The organism is Natronotalea proteinilytica (assembly GCF_055379935.1).
The window spans coordinates 956,555-973,380 of sequence record NZ_AP043947.1 but is presented as its reverse complement, the minus strand read 5'-3'; the positions used below and the strand labels follow the sequence as shown (position 1 = coordinate 973,380).

The window sequence follows — 16,826 nt, the reverse complement described above, 5'->3', positions numbered from 1 at the left end:
GACCGATTTAATACGATGAGGTAGACGTCGGCTCATCGGATTCAGCCTCTGGGGCTTCATCGGGATCTTCAGGATCTTCAGCGTAGTCGTCGAGGCTCGACCGCGTGGGAGCGTCGAACTCATCATAAGACACGGGCTCTTCTTCAGCCGGCACTTCGTCAGCAGCTGAAACAGGCTCTTCTTCAGACGCTCCGTTATAGCCACTTCCAAACGTACGGTCGCGGTAGTAATCGTCGAGGATCTCTTGCACATCTTCGTGCTCCTCATTTACGATCAACACCGTGTAATCGTACGGATAGCCGTCGCGTTTTTCGAGCCATACGGCTCCTGCTGACTCAAGATCGCTAACGAGTGCCTTTGGATCGTAGCCTTCGCCCAGTTCTTCCGAGATTTTGCGAAGGAGTGGGGTCAGGTACACCTCGTCGTACTGCCCGAAGAACTCTTCAGTCACTTCGATCGTGGCCCGCAGGATTGGATCTTCGAGCGGCTTTTGTTGCACAGGGGGCTTCGATGCCCGTGTACGGCGGCGACTGGGGCGTTTGGCTTGTTCACGCGAGGTGAGCGTGGTACGTGCCGACGAGCCGAGCAGGTTGCGGGCATCGAGGTAGGCTTCGTCTTCTAGATACGGGGAGATATCCTCGTTCTGTGGAGGATGCACCGATGCAACGAGCGGACGCACCCCTCGCTCACGGATCGCACGGATCAGCGGCAGGTAAGGCCGGTCTCCCGTTACGATAACCACTGAAGTGATATCCGGACGCGTGTTCAGCAGTTCGGTGACATCAACCGTCAGGTGTTGTTCAGACGCGTTCAGTTGCACGGCCGTAGGGGTTACCTGCGGTGCAAATCCTCGTTCGTAAAGCTCTGTTTCGGCACTGCCAGGAACAGCATCGGGGAGCGTAGCAAAATCGGCATATGCGCGTGCATATACGGTGGGGGTGTCGTCTCCTTCTTCAAGATAACGACGGACTTCATCTATGATACGTATGGCCAGTGCCTTGGGAGCGCGCTCAGTATCCTGCGCGTGCAGCACGGTATAGAGGTTATCATAGTCAACAAACAACGCCGCGCGGGGAGCGGCGGATGCAGTGTGATCTCCTGATACGGTGGGCATAATAGGCTTAGGGTCAGGTTCATTTAGTTCAATGAAACCGGCATTTGTATGTGTATATCACGGCCGGTGCCCCCTGAGATACGCAGATCCCTCGGGTGTACAGCGTTGGTGTAATGTGTACATCGTTACAGAGAAGCACGTATCGAGAGGAAGCAGAGCGGAAATACCTGGAGAATACGTGTGGTATCCCGTTGCTTTGTTGCGCTGCTACGTGGCGTCAGAATCCACCTTCAGATCAAGGATCGTCCGGTTGTGGTTGGTGTAAATGCAGATGTCTGCCGCCTGCCGCAGGCCTTCTTCCACTATCGTGTGCGCATCCATGTTGGGGGCATGTTTTTGCATGGCGCGCACGGCAGCCAGCGCATATGAGCCACCCGATCCGATTGCGATGATATCGTCATCGGGTTCGATCACATCGCCGCTGCCGCTAATAACGAGCAGTCGATCGCTCGAGGCTACAGCCAACAGCGCTTCCAAACGCCGCAGGTAACGGTCGGTGCGCCAATCTTTGGCAAGCTCTACAGCTGAACGCGTTACGTTACCACCATATTCATTTAGTTTTTCTTCAAAGCGTTCAAACAGGGTAAACGCATCAGCGGTGGAGCCGGCAAATCCTGCTAAGATCCCATCGTTGTAGAGCGTGCGCACCTTTTCCGCTTTGTGCTTCATAACCGTTTCGCCCATCGTTGCCTGGCCATCGGATCCCATCGCAATTTGACCATTGTGGCGAACGCCAAGTACAGTAGTTCCATGCAGGGGCGAATCGGTAGGCATATACGTATGTAGTCGCGTGTGTGGAAGAGTACTATAAACCGTAGCATGGGTATTACATCCAACACGCCGTGCAGTTCGCCAACTTAGCGCGGATATTGTGCCAGTATGTTAACGATGTGGTCTTGTGCTGCACGAAGCGGACGGGTGCTGCCAACGTGGTTGTTAATTATGATTGCAAAGGCCAAGGGGGTACCATCTAACGACGTGACATACCCAGCTAGCGCGCTTGTATTTGAAAGCGTTCCTGTTTTTGCACGCACATTGCCCCGCGCAATAGTGGCTCGTTGGAATCGATTGCGGAGCGTGCCGCTCTGTCCACCAACGGGCAGCGAAGCCCAAAATGCTTGGCGCACTTCAGGGTCAGGGTGGTTCCACATGTACACCAACAAGTCAACAACTGCTCCGGTGGAAATCAGATTGTAGCGCGACAGACCGGAGCCGTCTACAAGACGGATGTTGGAAGGTGACACGCCCGCACGCTGCAGCACCCCTTCGGTGAGCCGAATCCCACGTGCCCGAGTTCCAGAGACAGCACGTAACGAATCGCCATGCGCGTAGGCGCCAAGCGTGTGCATAATCTGTTCAGCGTAAAGGTTATTGCTGTCTTGATTCATCGTTTTGACAAGCTCATAAAGCGGCGGGGAATACACCGTGGTGAGTGTATCCTGAGTTGCAGGCGGCGGTACATCGCGCATCAGCGCGGGAAAGTCGCCAGTGGTAATGCCGTTTCGCTGTAATGCTTCATCAAAAAGAGTAGCTGTAAATAGAGTAGGATTGTCTACGGTAACCGAAAACTCCGTGGAACGCCCAGCAGGAATACGTCCTCGTACTTCGATCACATTCTGACCCGGGCGACGGGTGAACGAGCGCCATATGGAATGGCCGGCAGACACGCGCTCCAGATTGGAGCTTACCGTAATGTATGACGTGTTTTCGGGGCGCCAGGTCACGCGGGGACGAGCAAGGTGAGACGGGGCCTCAACTTCCACATCCACAACATTTTGGCGATACGAGAGAGCACTGCTTTGAGCAGCGTAGGCATAGGGGCGATCATCCCAACTCCACCCCGGCGCCATGGCGGGCTCATCAAACCGAGTGTCGTCTCCGATAACACGCCCTTCGACATGCCGAACGCCGGCGTGATACAACCCGTTCGCCCAGTTCGCAAGTACATCCTCCGATGACGCTACCGACCCCAACGAGGGGTCACCGCTCCCGTGCAGAATTAGATCCCCGGGCACGGTGTCTCCACTGCGCGGAGCCGTTGCGGTAAGCGCTGTTTCATACTGAAAGTCTGGCCCAAGCAGCTCTAGCGCTGCTGCAGAGGTCAGCACTTTAACAACCGACGCTGGAATAGCCGCACGGTGGCTGTGCTGCTCAACGAGGAGTTCATTGGTCTCTAGATTTTTGACGGTAAGATGCCACGTGCCCGTCGAAGCATCGTGCTCCTCGAGTACTTCGTAAATCGCATTGCGCATCTCGTCGTCCCACGAGAGTTGCGCAGCGGCCGGATCCGGAGAACCAGCAAAAGCTCCTACAAGAACTGCACTTGCAATCCATACGATTTGATAGGCGCGCATCATAATGGTCAGGGTAGAGCAGATATAAAAAGAGTGGCAGGCACATCCCGTCTTCATGAATGCACTTAACGGGAGTCCGGTTCGGTATCAGGAAGAGGATCGTCCGGAACGTCGGGCGGTACTTCTTCAGGATCTGCAGGCACAACATTGGGCGGCAGTCCAGGTGCAGCCTGGGATGGCTCAGGCGCATACCCAGGCGCCTCGAACTGATCGTCTAGTGCCTCTAGTCGATCTGGACGCAGCGCTACGAACACATGGCTTGTCGCATGCAGCGAAACAGCCGGGCGTAGCGTAATGGCCAGATCATTACGCCCGGTTTGTGTTTCTACATAATCTATCGTTCCAATGGGCCATCCAGCAGGAAAAACGCCACTGTAGGTGCTAGCCACCACCTGCTGCCCGGCCTCTACGGGCTCAGTTTGCACCACATGATGCATGCTAAGTGCGTCAAGGCGGTCGCCCTCCCACTGCACCATGCCCTCGGCTCCAATTGCACTGATGACACCCGGCACCCGAAAGTCTGTGTTTAGAAAGGGCATAACCTGACTGAAGCGCTCGCTGGTCAGCAAAACGGTACCCACAATGCCATCGGGTGTGAGTACAGCCATGCCCGTCTCTACACTATCGCGTCGCCCTACATCGAGCGTGAGTAAATTATGCTGTTGGGTAATGTCTTTCTGTAAGATGCGTGCTGCTACGAGTTCGCGCTCTGCAAACACGGTATCGGCATGGGTTTGCAACGACAACATAGCTTCGAGTTCATCGTTGCGCTGGCGCGCATCGCGAGAGCGTGCTACCTCACCAGCCAGCTCAATGTTGCGAGCTCGCAACACCTCGTTTTCTTGAAGAGCCCGGGTGTACCGTTCGACCCACGCCAGTTGATTGTCAATACGGGCAGTAAGCTCCAGTCCATATGCGCGCAGCGACTGATTCATGCTGCGATTTCCCGTGAACAACACCACAAGCGATAGTGCCATGAGCGCCAAAAAAAGGGCCCAATCTTGAAGCCGATCGTATTGTGAAGGCTGTTGCATGCGTACAGGATCGGAGGCTGTGTACCTCTTTAAAGCAGTGCTTGGGGCACCTTGGTGATTCCACCAGAACAACGGTTATACAAGTACACGCTTATATTCCTCAAGGTTTTCGAGTACGGTGCCTGTGCCACGCACAACAGCCGTGAGTGGGTTTTCGGCCACATACACGGGCAACTCTACGCGATCGCGCAGCATGTCGTCAAGGCCGTGGAGCATGGCGCCTCCTCCTGTAAGCATAATGCCACGCTCCAGCACATCAGCCCCTAGCTCGGGAGGCGTGCGCTCCAAACAACGGAGCACTCCTGCTACAATCTGGTCAAGATTATCACGTAGCGCCTCGCGCACATTGACCGAAGAAATGGAACGATCTTTAGGGATCCCGCTGACGAGGTCGCGCCCCCGAACGGACAACTCCATTTCGGTTTCCATTTCAATCGCACTCCCAATCTCGCACTTGATGCGCTCGGCGGTCCGCGATCCTATCAACAGGTTGTGGTTGCGCTTAAAGTACTGCACAACGGCCTTGTCAAACTCAGTGCCCCCCACACGAATCGACTCGTCGATTACAATGCCCGACAATGCAATGACAGCAATCTCGGTGGTGCCTCCACCAATATCCACCACCATATTGCCTACAGCCTCGCTTACGTCAAGGCCAATGCCAATCGCTGCAGCCATGGGCTCGGAGATCAAATGCACGCGCTTCGCACCGGCATGCTCAGCCGAATCGCGCACAGCCCGCTTTTCAACCTCGGTGATGCCGCTGGGAACGCACACAACCATCGACCGGATGGACGTAAACCAGTTGCGCCGCACCTTTTGCATGAGGCCCCGGATCATCTGTTCGGCCACCTTAAAGTCAGCAATCACGCCGTCTTTCAAGGGCCAAATCGTTTCGATGTCGTTGTGGGTACGCTCATGCATTTGTAGCGCCTCATGCCCAATCTCGCGGACCTCGCGGGTACTATGATCCACGGCAACGATACTGGGCTCATTCAAGACAATGTCTTCGCCTCGGATGTAGATAAGCGTATTCGCTGTACCGAGGTCAATGGCAACGTCTTGTGTGAAGTTGAAAAACATAGATCAGGACAAGGGGATTGGTAAAGTCCAAAAAGACGGTGCGTACGCAGTGCACCGCGTAATACGTAGTAAGGTGCTATGCTACAATAGGGTCATAGGACGTCCATTTATAGGACGCACAAACAGCATGTGGGGAAGCACCATGCGCTACAAGGGAGAGAACGCACACCGTGTTCGCATGCATAGACAACTAAAAAGATTCCATCCCGACAACTTTTCGTTACATGCCGCCGACGCCTAGTGGACCCACAAAAGAATCTTTGAGCATGTCATTGCGAGGAGCGCCAGCGAGGGAGTGCCTTTAAGGGTGCAATCTTGTGCCTTCAAATCTTGTGCCTTCAAATCTTGTGCCTTCAAATCTTGTGCCTTCAAACTGGGCGGCACTGCCCAGCCGGGAGGCATGAGATCGCACCCCAGGAGTACTCGTTCGCTACGCTCACAGCGCCATGTCGGTCGCAGGCTCCCTCCTCGCGATGACCTAGTCCTTGCACATAACTTTTTCTTCGCTATGTTGTCTACTTAAAGTTGGTTTCCTCCACCGCCCGTTCAATGAGAGACTGTTGGATCCTATAACAAGAACCCATCTGGGCGTCTTCTCGGGGGAATAGTCGGGGGATTGGATCCTGAATCAAGTTCAGGATGACGTGTCGGGGGACGGTGCTGGGAGACGAAAGCTCCCTTTCAACCCAAATGCCACCCCCTCGAATGTCATCCAGACCCTGAATCGAGTTCAGAACAGGCAAGCAAGCCGGCGAGCGCGATCCAGGATCCAGAAAAGGCACCGGCCGCACGAGGTCCCGCGGGCGCCGTCCCTCGTTCTGGCCAATACGTTGATGATCCCGTCAACAACAAGTCCAGATTGCAACCCGTGATTAACGATTATCACCATCTCGAGTTGTGTGCATAGACTAGCGCGATGACAAGGTGTAAACGTATTTCTGCCGCTTAGTACCAACTTAGTGGCAAAAGTGACGTTGCCCGGTGCAGACCATGGCAATGTCGTGAGCGTTGGCAGCAGCAATCACTTCATCATCACGAATGGATCCGCCGGGCTGAATGGCCGCGGTAATCCCTTCAGCAATGGCTGCTTCGAGTCCATCAGCAAATGGAAAGAACGCGTCAGAAGCAATCACTGCATCCTGCAATGAAAGGTCTTCGTTCTGGGCTTTGCGCACGGCAAGCTCCGAGGCGTCAATGCGACTCATTTGTCCGGCTCCAATGCCCAGTGTGCGTCCGTTGCGCGCGTACACAATCGCATTGCTCTTCACGTGCTTTACCACGCGCCAGGCAAAGTAGAGGTCGGCCCACTGTGCATCGGTGGGTGCCGTATCGGTGGCTACGTCCCACGCTTGCTGGCTTGCAGCGCGTCCGGGGGTTACGGGATCTCGATCTTGTACGAGCATTCCGCCAATCACCGATCGCACCTGCAGACGTGGGTCGCTACGCAAGGAGCCCGTTTGTTTCAAGATACGGCGCCGCTTTTTCTGCGTCAGAAAGTCCATAACGCCCGGCTCGAACTCGGGAGCGATAATCACCTCGGTAAACACCTCGTTGATCGCTTCTGCTGTGGTCCGATCAAGCGGTTGATTTACAATTACAATGCCTCCAAACGGCGATTTGGTATCGGTGGCAAAGGCGCGCTCATAGGCCGTAGGTAGCGTATCGGCGGTAGCAATACCACACGGGTTGGTGTGCTTGAGAATCGCGCATGTTGGGCCGTCGTCTTGAAACTCGTCGATAAGCGCAAGCGCGGCGTGCACATCCAGCATGTTGTTGTAGGACAACGCCTTGCCGTGAAGCGGATCGACAAAAGAAAATGGAGTGCCGTATAGCGCTCCCCGTTGATGCGGGTTTTCGCCGTAGCGCAGCGTTTGGGCTTGAGGTTCTACAGCAATGTAAGGGGCATCCAGTGCATCATCGTCCTGGTTACTGCCAAGGTGATTAGCAATGGCTGTATCGTAGGAAGCCGTGGTGGCGAACGCGTGTCCGGCTAGCTCCCGGCGCGTCGCAGCGGTAAGCGCTCCATCGTTCTCCTCTAGCTCCTGAACGACCTGATCGTACTGCTGCGTGCTGGAGACCACCCCGACCCGCTGATGGTTTTTGGCCGCCGCACGAAGCATCGTTGGGCCGCCAATGTCAATAAACTCCATCAGCGCGGTTTCGTCGAGATCAGAGCGGTGGCGGGCCTGCCGAAACGGGTAGAGGGAGCACACCACCAGGTCAATCGGTGCGATGCCTTCGGCCGCTAGCTCCTGCGCGTCGCTTGGAGTCTTACGACGCGCCAGAATGCCTGCATGAATGACGGGATGCAGCGTTTTAACGCGTCCGTCCATCATTTCGGGGGCACCGGTTATGTCGCTCACCTCAGTCACCGGAAGGTCGGCCTCGCGCAATGCAGCCGCTGTACCACCTGTTGAAATAAGCTCGATACCATGCTCATACAGCGTACGGGCAAACGGCACCAGATCCGTTTTATCGTACACTGAAAGCAGTGCGCGGCGAATACGGGGAGTAGACAAATCGTCAGTTGGGGTTGGCATGGGACGTTGGGGGGCGATGCGATGCAGAGGATCCGTTGAGAGTTACGTGGCGACCATTCACGGATACGGTGCCGCGTGCAAAGTGACGAATTACGGTCGGATACAAATCGTGCTCAACCGCAAGCACGCGCTGTTGCAATGAAGCAGGGGTGTCATCGGGCAATACAGGCACCGGCTGCTGGGCGACAATGGGTCCTTCATCGTACGCCTCGTTGACCAGATGCACCGTAACGCCGGTCCAGTGCGCTCCGTAGTCGAGCACAGCCTCATGCACGCGCATTCCGTACATACCGGATCCACCAAATGCGGGAAGCAGCGACGGGTGGATATTGGTAATGCGGTTGGGGTATGCTTGTAGAACTACTGGCGGAATTTTCTTGAGATACCCTGCCAACGCAACAAACGAGGTATCCCACGCTGCGAGTACGTCGCAGAGAGCCGCCCCAAATGCGGCAGGCGAGTCATAGTCAGAGGGTGCGACGACAGCAGTGGGAATATCGTGGGCAGCGGCTCGATCAAGAGCACCAGCGGTGGGGCGATCTGTGAGGCATCCGACCACCGTACCGGGCACCGCCCCCGATTCGGTTGCATCGATCAGCGCCTGCATGTTTGTGCCGCCGCCTGAGGCGCACACCGCCAACCGAAAATCGCTCATGCAAGAGGAAGCTCTGAAGGACCAATCAGTGAATAGCACATCTGTAACATCAGAGGCGACAGGCACAAGTGCCACCGCTCTGGCTCAATTTGCCTAATATTGCGATTCCTGGACTGGGTAGCACGTCATTGAAGTGGTTTTCGGGGTAAGGTGCAGCCGAAACGGTACGCCCATCGGCAAGCACAGACGAGGCAGACAATGTCCGTATGCCACATTCATGAGTACCGGATACGGACGGTCGGCAAAATAGTCGGCCAGTACGGTGTCCATCGACAACGTAGGCTCCGAAACAGAGGCCGGCAGGCGAAACTGCCCGAGGACCGCCCCACCCAACCGATCGAGTACGCCTGCCAGTTCCATATGCATAAGCATGCGATCCACCGCGTAGGGCGGCTCTTGTACATCTTCTAAGAGCAGAATCGCCCCTGTAAGGTCGGGCATATATGGCGTACCGAGCAAGCGAGTAAGCACTGAAAGCGTCCCTCCTAAAAGCGGACCGGTTGCCGTACCGTGCGTCAATGAGACGGGGGCGCTCGTGTTTGGAGGAAGCGAGGGAGTCCAAGGGGTGGGTTGGGTGCTGCGAAAAACCGCATTACGCATAGTCCGTGAGAGCTTCGGCCACTCGGTGGCCACAGGTCCCGTAATGCTAGGCCATCCGAGCTTGTGCCAGCAGGCCATTTGCAGCGCGGTGATGTCGCTATACCCGACGATCCAACGGGGCGTAGCGCGCTGCAACGCGTTCCAGTTCAGATGAGGCAACAGACGCAGGCATCCGTATCCGCCCCGCACGCAGAGCACGGCCTGGGCCTCGGGATCAGTCAGCGCTCGCTCCAGAGCAGAGGTCCGCTCGGCATCGGGGGCAGCCAGGTAGCCTCGTGGGGCGCCGGGCGCGTAGGCCGTGCGTATCGACCAGTCGCGTTGGATGGCCATTAGCACGGCGGGGTAGTCGGTGTCTTCACGCGGTGGACTCGCGGGCGCGATCAGATGTGCGGAGGTCCTCGGCTCCAATACGGGCATGGACGGTGAGGCCAAGGGACTATTCATCAGATGCTGTAGACGATTGGGAGCCAGCCAGTTCCTGGATCTCACTCCGGAGTTGCTTGATGCGCTTGCGGTCACGCATCCGCGTGGGCACCATTACGAGCAAACCCACCCCAATGCCAATCATAAATGTGAGAAGCAACACCAACGCTGCCGATCCTTCTGTGCTAAAAAAGATCAGGTTGACACGGATAGGCTCTGTGTTTTGAAGCGCGAAGATCACAGTCAAAAGTACGAGGAGCAACGAACCGCCCAGCGCAAGCTGAACGCGTGGGGTTGAGAGGTCGGGCATAGCAAGAACGCTTTAACGAAGACAGCACACGAATACATGCTTCAAGATAGGGGAATGTGCAGCCTGTTTGCAAGCCATTGTTCCTATTGCAGGCTCCTTATCCCCAACGGATGGACATGGTGTACCCACGCAGCGTCTAAAAGCACGTCGCCTCTACGGCTTCAAACGCATCGCTATCCTCAGAATGGCGATGCGAAGGTACTACTGTGCTGTTACACGTCAATGGTTGGTGGACAACGCACCCCGTTTTAATGTTGGGCACTGGATAGACACTAAATGATAAGGTGATTGGAGATCGCAGTTCTCTCTTGTTCGAACCCCCTCTCCTTTATTCGGCTTCGCTCCATCAGTCGCCCTCCGGGCTCGTGTCGGGTTTCTCCCCCTTAGCCAAGGCTAATCCTTGTACATAACTTTGTCTCTGGTATTTCGTTGGTGGGAAATTTGACTCCTCCACCGCCTGTTCAATGAGGGACTGTTGGACCCCACAAAAAGAACCCTCCTGGGCGTCTGCTCGGGCGAGTGGATCCTGAATCAAGTTCAGGATGACGTGTCGGGGGGACGGTGCTGGAGACGAAAGCTTCCTTTCAACTCGAACGCCACCTCCTCGAATGTCATCCAGATCCTGAATCGAGTTCAGGACAGGCAAGCGATCATCAGCGATTATCACCATCTCAGGTTGTGTGCATAGACTAGCTTAGCCAAGGGGGGATATGTCCATAGGATCACGCCTGCGGCGAAGCTCGAAGACAGAGGGGGTTTGAGCGGGTTGCGATGATGTAACCCACATGTCAATCACTTAACATCTTACCGCTACCTAATGTTGTCATCTTGAGCGGAGCGGCTCTGCCTAAGTAGATCAGCAAAAATACACTTACACCTTTGTCATCGCGAGGAGGGAGCCTGCGACCGACGCGGCGCTGTGAGCGCTAGCGAACGAGTACTTCCTCCCTGCGGTCGGGGCGCTTCGCTCCGACCGCAATGACAAGGACGTGAGTTAGTTTAGGTACGTTAGAGGGTACATGCGTTACCCGAAGATTGACCTGTGACACAGCACTAAAGCACTAAAGCAGAATCACGCGCGACACATATCAGCGCGTACGCAGGTCTTGTACGCGTCGTACCAGCGCTACCACAAACCCAATCGAGAGCATGATGAAGCCAATCCAGACCAGACTGATAAGAGGTTTGACACTAGCCTGCACCACTACCCAATCATCAGGCATCACCTCGACCCCGTCAATTGCGAAGTTTGCTTTGCCAGAGTCCACATCCATTTGAGTGAAGGCCAGACGGATGTCCCAGTCCTCTATCTGGGCTTCCACATAGCGTTCGGTTCGGTCTTCAGCCACCATGTACACCGGATCGAGCGAGCGAGTCTCGCCAGTCTCCAGATCCGTCATCTCGATGAGCGCCGCTACCGCCAAGCGCGTATCGTCGGGCACCTCATGCTCGGGCAGATCCAGATTAAAGCCGCGGAAAGCAATTGCGTACTGTTCGTTTCCGATAACCGTAGAATCGCCTTGTGCCAACTGGAACTCGCCGCCAGTAACATCGGGGTCGTCGTCAATACCCGTGGCGGCACGTGGAGTAACGGCCACAAACAGGTCCTGCTCAAAGAACTTCTTCACGCCGGGGTGCATGAACCACTGCCCATCGTCATCTTCGTAGGCTTCGGGGCGCAAGGTATAACTACGGTCTTGTCGATCGGTGATGTCAAGGATGAATTCATCGCGTCCGTAGTCATTCACATCACGCTCTCGGTACGTGACCTGGTATCCGCTTACCACACGCGTTTCGCCTTTAGCGAGCACAAAATTCTCACGTGCATTATTTTCGACGTCTTCCGTGGTCCGGATCTGATCGAGCATCGGCAGCGCGCGGTCGAACGAGCTTGACGCCACGATACCTAACATCATAATGGCAAATCCGATGTGTGTAATGGCTCCTCCAGCCATACGCGGATTTCCTTTGCCAATGCGCCATAGCACCATGCCGTTGCCAAAGAGGGAAAAGAAGGCCCCAAAGACAAGCATAAGCAGCATGAGGGCGTATCCATACGTATCCCAGAACACGCCAAGGCCTTCGGTGAAGCCCGCCTGGGCGAATTCTTGCACTGGCATATCAGCGGGCAGGATGACGGTTTGCTGCGCAAACGGCGTGAGCACGAGAATAGCAATCGTGGCCACTGCTGCCGCGGCTAGCGGCTTAATCACAATGCGGTTCAGATCATTTACGCCCATCTTATTCCACCACATAAGCTGGCCAATGCCCGCCAGGAAGACCAGCCCGATACTTAGCGGCAGCGTCCACCGGTTGTAGAACTCAATAGGCACGGTGGAGGGGGCATCCTGGAAAATACGACCAAAGATGGGCGAGCTGGTGCCCAAAATCACTACGGCGCTAATGGTACACAGAATCATTGCCCCTGAGAAGATCATGAACTCGCGCGAAATGATACGCGGTTCTTTCTTCGGCGTGGGCAACTCCGGATACCGCCACGCAAAGAGGCCAAGCCCCAGCACCGCCATCGACACGATCCAGAGCAGTAGTTGGTTGTACAGCCCCAGGTCTACGAAGGAGTGAACTGACACATCCCCCAAGATGCCACTACGTGTTAGAAAGGTGGAGTACACCACAAAGATGTACGCCAGAATACTTAGGATGAGTGCCGCTTTGTGGCTAGAACCGCTCTTCTTTTGCACGAGCATGGTGTGGAGCGCCGCCACCCCCAGCAGCCACGGCACCAGCGAGGAGTTTTCCACGGGATCCCACGCCCAGTATCCGCCAAACGAAAGCGTGATGTATGCCCAGTAGCCTCCCAGTGCAATGCCCAGTCCAAGTGTGAGCACAGCAAAGATGGTCCACGGCAGTGCCGGGCGCACCCACTGCGTGTACTTTCGTTTCCAGAGGGCTGCACAAGCAAAGGCGAAAGGCACCACCATCGACGAAAAGCCCAAAAAGAGCACCGGAGGGTGAATGGTCATCCATGGGTTTTGAAGCAGGTCGTTCAGCCCTTGCCCGTTGGCTGGAATGAAGTGCGGGTTATCCTGAAAAATAGGCGCTTCCGGAAATTTCTCGCCCAGCGTCATGAACGGGGATGCGCCAATCGGAAACGACCCAAACTGCAGCCCAACGACCATGGCAAGGAGTGCAAACTGGCAGAACGCCACAACGGCCATGACCGGCGCCTCGTAGCGGCGCTTTACGTAGCTAATGAGAAGCCCACCGGTGACACACATCGTAAGGATCCAGAACAGAAAGGACCCTTCTTGCCCGGCCCAAAATGCCGAGATGAGATAACGCAGCGGCAGGTCGTTTGAGGTTTGCTGGTACACATACGCATACTGGTATTGATGCGTGAGCAGCAGAAACCACAAGATGCCCGAGGCAATGAGCACCGCCGCCGACATCGCGCCCCACGACCAGCGTCCGGTGCGCGTCCAAAAGCGTTTTTCGTTCGAATTGGAAGACTGGGCTGCCCAGAAAAAGGTTAGCCCGGATAAAGCGCACGTAACGAACGCGGTGATAATGAAGAGCTCCCCGATCGTACCGATCATAATACAGCAGGCAGGTGTCGTAAGAGAGTGGGGCTGTTGGTATTTTGGAAACTGCACGATGAGGTGCAGTTCCTGTCTTTACAGGCGCCTAACGCCTTCCAGCGCCGTATTCATGTTAATTTGCGGCTGCCTCGATCACCCGAAAGGAGAGGAGCGTATCGCCTCATTGCGTGTTCTTGCGCATGCGCAGTCGGTACGCTGTGGCCATCAGATACACGGTATAGATGCTAAGCGCAACCCAGGCCCAGAGCCCCAACTGATGCCAATCGGCGTGCGGATGCAGTAGTTCAGCGTATGCCTGCGGCGGTCCATACCACGCCTGGCACGCGGGGGCTGCGTCGCTTCCAAAGGCACATGGAAGAAGTGGAATCATGGAGAGCAGCCCAGCTACCGAGTAGATCACAGCAAAGTACCACCAGACCCGGTACAGGCGCGCCAGTCGGGTCGTGGCTTGAGGAAGTGGGCGCTTCCACACGGCCCCAATATCGCCTCGCCATAGCACCAGTGGAACGACCGCGCGGGCCACAAAACTGGTTGCAAAGCCCATCGTCATTTCGGCAATCCACAGGTATACGGTGATACCCAAAAGCGCAGCCGCTCGCCAGTATGCAAGGAGCCGTTTACGCACCGGCGGTTGGTTCCACGATGCCAGCAGCATAACGAGCGGCACTACAATGAGCATTACCGTCGCAAAGGCAAACTCAGCGTAGGCTACGCGATACCATGCATCAGCATCCATAAGACAGGGAACCAGAATCGAAAAAACGGGCGTCTGTGACATTCCTGCTCGGTCTGTCGGGTTCCGCCCCCTTAAATCAGCCCCGTATGCATTCGTCCATCTTGTGTTGTACCTTACGGTTCCGATCCCATTAGCTTCAAACCAATCACCGGTTTTACTATGCTACGAACGGTCCTTGTATCGTGTGCTGGCCTTCTTTTTGGAGCCTTTGTCTTTGCCGGATGCGCTCCTGATTCCGACGAGTCGCCTGAGGATATAGAAACTGATCCGCAAGCCGCATTCTGGAGTAACATGCAGGAGCAGTGCGGCAATGCCTATGAAGGGGCTCTAGAGCGGGAGCCCGAGGGCGACGAGATGCTCGACGGCGATGAGTTGCTGATTGCCCACTGGCGCGTGTGCGAAGACAATCGCATGGAGATCCCGTTCCACATCGAAACCGAGGACGGTTGGGATCGCTCGCGCACCTGGATCTTAACACGCCACGACGATAGCATCGAAATTCGCCACGACCATCGCACCGAAGATGGCGAAGACGATGACGTTACCATGTACGGCGGGTTTACCGAAGCCGCGGGCACTGAAATGCGGCAAGAGTTTCTCTCGGAAGAGCGCACCGAAGAAACCGGCATCTGGCGGGGCTGGCGACTGGAGATTGAGCCGGGCGCCCGCTATAGCTATGGTACGGTTCGCGGCGACGAGTGGAGTTGGCGCGTTGACTTTGACCTCTCTGAAGCCGTCGATACGCCTCCCGCTCCGTGGGGCCATGAAGACACCAACGCAAACGAAGACGACGCGTAACGACGTACACTGCACATTTTGCGTTTTCCCTCATCTTGAATTCAATATAGCACAATGCGCATCCAATCAATTTTTGTTGGCGGAGTGGTAGTGGGCGTGCTCAGTACGTCGTACCTCTCGCTTATTAATCTTCTGTGCTGTGCAGGCGTGATCGCGGGCGGGTTTGTTGCTTCGTGGCATTACATCACGACAAGCAACACATCCATTGACCCGGTTGAAGGGGCTACCCTGGGTGCTGGTGCCGGTGTAGTTGGATCACTGCTTAGCGCAGGATTCGACTGGATCTTGCGTCCCTTAGGCCTTGACGGCGAATCCATCATGGAAAATTTTGCCGAAAGCATGTCGGGCATGAGCATGGAAGATTTTATGCAGGGCCAAGAGCAAGCAGCAATGCAAGAGCCCGGCATGGGGGCCCTCTTGGTGGGGCTCATTATGGGAGCCATTCTCTGGGCTGTGTTTGGGGCTATTGGTGGCGCCCTGGGGGGCTCGCTGCTCAGCGGTGACGACGACGCTGACGCCGACGTAGATACCCGCGAAATGCCCGATGACGATCGGTCTTGGTAACTACCGTCGCTGTCTACCTCTCCCCCTACCCGCTGACGATCCCATTGCATGCTTTACCTCGTTCCCACTCCCATCGGCAACTTGGCCGATATAACCTATCGCGCCGTAGACACGCTCAAATCGGTCGATTTAATTGCGTGCGAGGATACGCGCACCTCGGGCGTGCTCCTGAACCACTACGGCATCAACACGCCCACAACCAGCTTTCACGCCCACAATGAACACGACAAAACGCGCCACCTGGTCAAACGCATGCGGGCGGGACATGACATTGCTCTCATCAGTGATGCCGGCACGCCGGGCATCTCTGATCCGGGGTTTTACCTGACGCGTGCCTGCCACGAACGAAGCATCCCGGTCTCGGCCTTGCCGGGCGCTACTGCTTTTGTGCCCGCCCTAACTGCCAGTGGACTGCCCAGCGATCGCTTTGTGTTTGAGGGGTTCTTGCCTCGCAAAAAAGGGCGCCAAACCCGCCTGAAAGAGCTGTCAACCGAGCCGCGCACGCTCGTTTTTTACGAGTCGCCGTATCGGCTCATTCGCACACTGCGCGACCTGTCGAACGCCCTCTCGCCTGGTCGCCTGGCCGCCGTGGCACGCGAAATCAGCAAGATGCACGAAGAACTGCGGCGCGGCACGCTCGACGAACTACGCAAGTATTTTGCGGGTCAGTCGAAGGTGCGCGGTGAGTGCGTTATTGTGGTGGATGGGGCATAGTGCTGTGTCACAGGTCAATGTTTGGGTAACACATGGCCCCCTAACGTACCGAGAATAACTCACGATCTTGTCATTGCGAGCGCAGCGACGCAATCTCATGCCATCAGGTCGGGTGCAACTGTCCAATCAACGGCATGAGATCGCCCCCCAGGAGTACTCGGGCTACGCCCAGCGCCGCGTCAGTCGCAGGGAAGAAGTGCTTTTAGAGTGCACGCGACGGGCCCCACCCGGAGCACGCCGAGCCATCTCCCCGGCGTTCAGCAGACGCTGGGCGATTCAGCGGCCCTGCTAGACGGAGCCGCTCCGCTCAGGATGACATCATTAAAGCGGGTTGCGCCCAG

At 56.1% G+C, this 16,826-nt stretch carries 15 protein-coding genes; 3 read left to right on the top strand and 12 right to left on the bottom strand.

The window, feature by feature from the left end; all coding sequences use genetic code 11:
• Positions 1-7 precede the first annotated feature (7 nt).
• From ACZ5AL_RS04090 to ACZ5AL_RS04035, 12 genes are all read right to left on the bottom strand, one after another.
• Entirely contained in the window at positions 8-1,114 is a 1,107-nt protein-coding gene (locus ACZ5AL_RS04090; protein ID WP_464512357.1) for an NYN domain-containing protein, read from the bottom strand.
• A gap of 207 nt (positions 1,115-1,321) precedes the next feature.
• Entirely contained in the window at positions 1,322-1,888 is a 567-nt protein-coding gene (hslV, locus tag ACZ5AL_RS04085; RefSeq protein WP_464512355.1) for an ATP-dependent protease subunit HslV, read from the bottom strand.
• An 83-nt stretch (positions 1,889-1,971) separates the two neighbouring features.
• Positions 1,972-3,471 carry a D-alanyl-D-alanine carboxypeptidase/D-alanyl-D-alanine endopeptidase gene (dacB, locus tag ACZ5AL_RS04080; RefSeq protein ID WP_464512354.1) on the bottom strand — a complete coding sequence of 500 codons (1,500 nt, stop codon included), beginning with the start codon at positions 3,469-3,471 and terminating at the stop codon, positions 1,972-1,974.
• 62 nt (positions 3,472-3,533) lie between these two features.
• Positions 3,534-4,502 carry a rod shape-determining protein MreC gene (gene mreC, locus ACZ5AL_RS04075; RefSeq protein ID WP_464512353.1) on the bottom strand — a complete coding sequence of 323 codons (969 nt, stop codon included), beginning with the start codon at positions 4,500-4,502 and terminating at the stop codon, positions 3,534-3,536.
• 75 nt (positions 4,503-4,577) lie between these two features.
• Positions 4,578-5,585, bottom strand: a complete 1,008-nt coding sequence (locus ACZ5AL_RS04070; protein WP_464512351.1) for a rod shape-determining protein — start codon at positions 5,583-5,585, stop codon at positions 4,578-4,580.
• Between the two features lie 301 nt (positions 5,586-5,886).
• Positions 5,887-5,997: a pentapeptide repeat-containing protein gene (locus ACZ5AL_RS04065; RefSeq protein ID WP_464512350.1), complete on the bottom strand. Its 111-nt coding sequence runs from the start codon at positions 5,995-5,997 to the stop codon at positions 5,887-5,889.
• Between the two features lie 544 nt (positions 5,998-6,541).
• Complete coding sequence (gene purH, locus ACZ5AL_RS04060; RefSeq protein ID WP_464512349.1) at positions 6,542-8,125, bottom strand: bifunctional phosphoribosylaminoimidazolecarboxamide formyltransferase/IMP cyclohydrolase; 1,584 nt, start codon at positions 8,123-8,125, stop codon at positions 6,542-6,544.
• Positions 8,109-8,780: a phosphoribosylglycinamide formyltransferase gene (purN, locus tag ACZ5AL_RS04055; RefSeq protein ID WP_464512347.1), complete on the bottom strand. Its 672-nt coding sequence runs from the start codon at positions 8,778-8,780 to the stop codon at positions 8,109-8,111. The genes purH and purN overlap by 17 nt, the downstream gene beginning before the upstream one ends.
• 93 nt (positions 8,781-8,873) lie before the next feature.
• Positions 8,874-9,824, bottom strand: coding sequence for an LD-carboxypeptidase (locus ACZ5AL_RS04050; RefSeq protein WP_464512346.1), 951 nt, complete (start codon positions 9,822-9,824; stop codon positions 8,874-8,876).
• Entirely contained in the window at positions 9,817-10,113 is a 297-nt protein-coding gene (locus ACZ5AL_RS04045; RefSeq protein ID WP_464512345.1) for a LapA family protein, read from the bottom strand. Before ACZ5AL_RS04045 ends, ACZ5AL_RS04050 begins: the two co-directional genes overlap by 8 nt.
• Before the next feature lie 1,088 nt (positions 10,114-11,201).
• Positions 11,202-13,670, bottom strand: a complete 2,469-nt coding sequence (locus ACZ5AL_RS04040) for a heme lyase CcmF/NrfE family subunit (protein ID WP_464512343.1) — start codon at positions 13,668-13,670, stop codon at positions 11,202-11,204.
• A gap of 163 nt (positions 13,671-13,833) precedes the next feature.
• Positions 13,834-14,409, bottom strand: a complete 576-nt coding sequence (locus ACZ5AL_RS04035) for a DUF3177 family protein (RefSeq protein ID WP_464512342.1) — start codon at positions 14,407-14,409, stop codon at positions 13,834-13,836.
• A gap of 159 nt (positions 14,410-14,568) precedes the next feature.
• Here ACZ5AL_RS04035 and ACZ5AL_RS04030 point away from each other — a divergent pair, with 159 nt between their 5' ends.
• Genes ACZ5AL_RS04030 through rsmI form a run of 3 tightly spaced genes read left to right on the top strand, consistent with a single transcriptional unit; the run spans position 14,569 to position 16,485 of the window.
• Positions 14,569-15,207: a hypothetical protein gene (locus ACZ5AL_RS04030; RefSeq protein ID WP_464512341.1), complete on the top strand. Its 639-nt coding sequence runs from the start codon at positions 14,569-14,571 to the stop codon at positions 15,205-15,207.
• 54 nt (positions 15,208-15,261) lie between these two features.
• Complete coding sequence (locus ACZ5AL_RS04025) at positions 15,262-15,771, top strand: hypothetical protein (RefSeq protein WP_464512339.1); 510 nt, start codon at positions 15,262-15,264, stop codon at positions 15,769-15,771.
• A 48-nt stretch (positions 15,772-15,819) separates the two neighbouring features.
• Complete coding sequence (rsmI, locus tag ACZ5AL_RS04020) at positions 15,820-16,485, top strand: 16S rRNA (cytidine(1402)-2'-O)-methyltransferase (protein WP_464512338.1); 666 nt, start codon at positions 15,820-15,822, stop codon at positions 16,483-16,485.
• Positions 16,486-16,826: the final 341 nt, after the last annotated feature.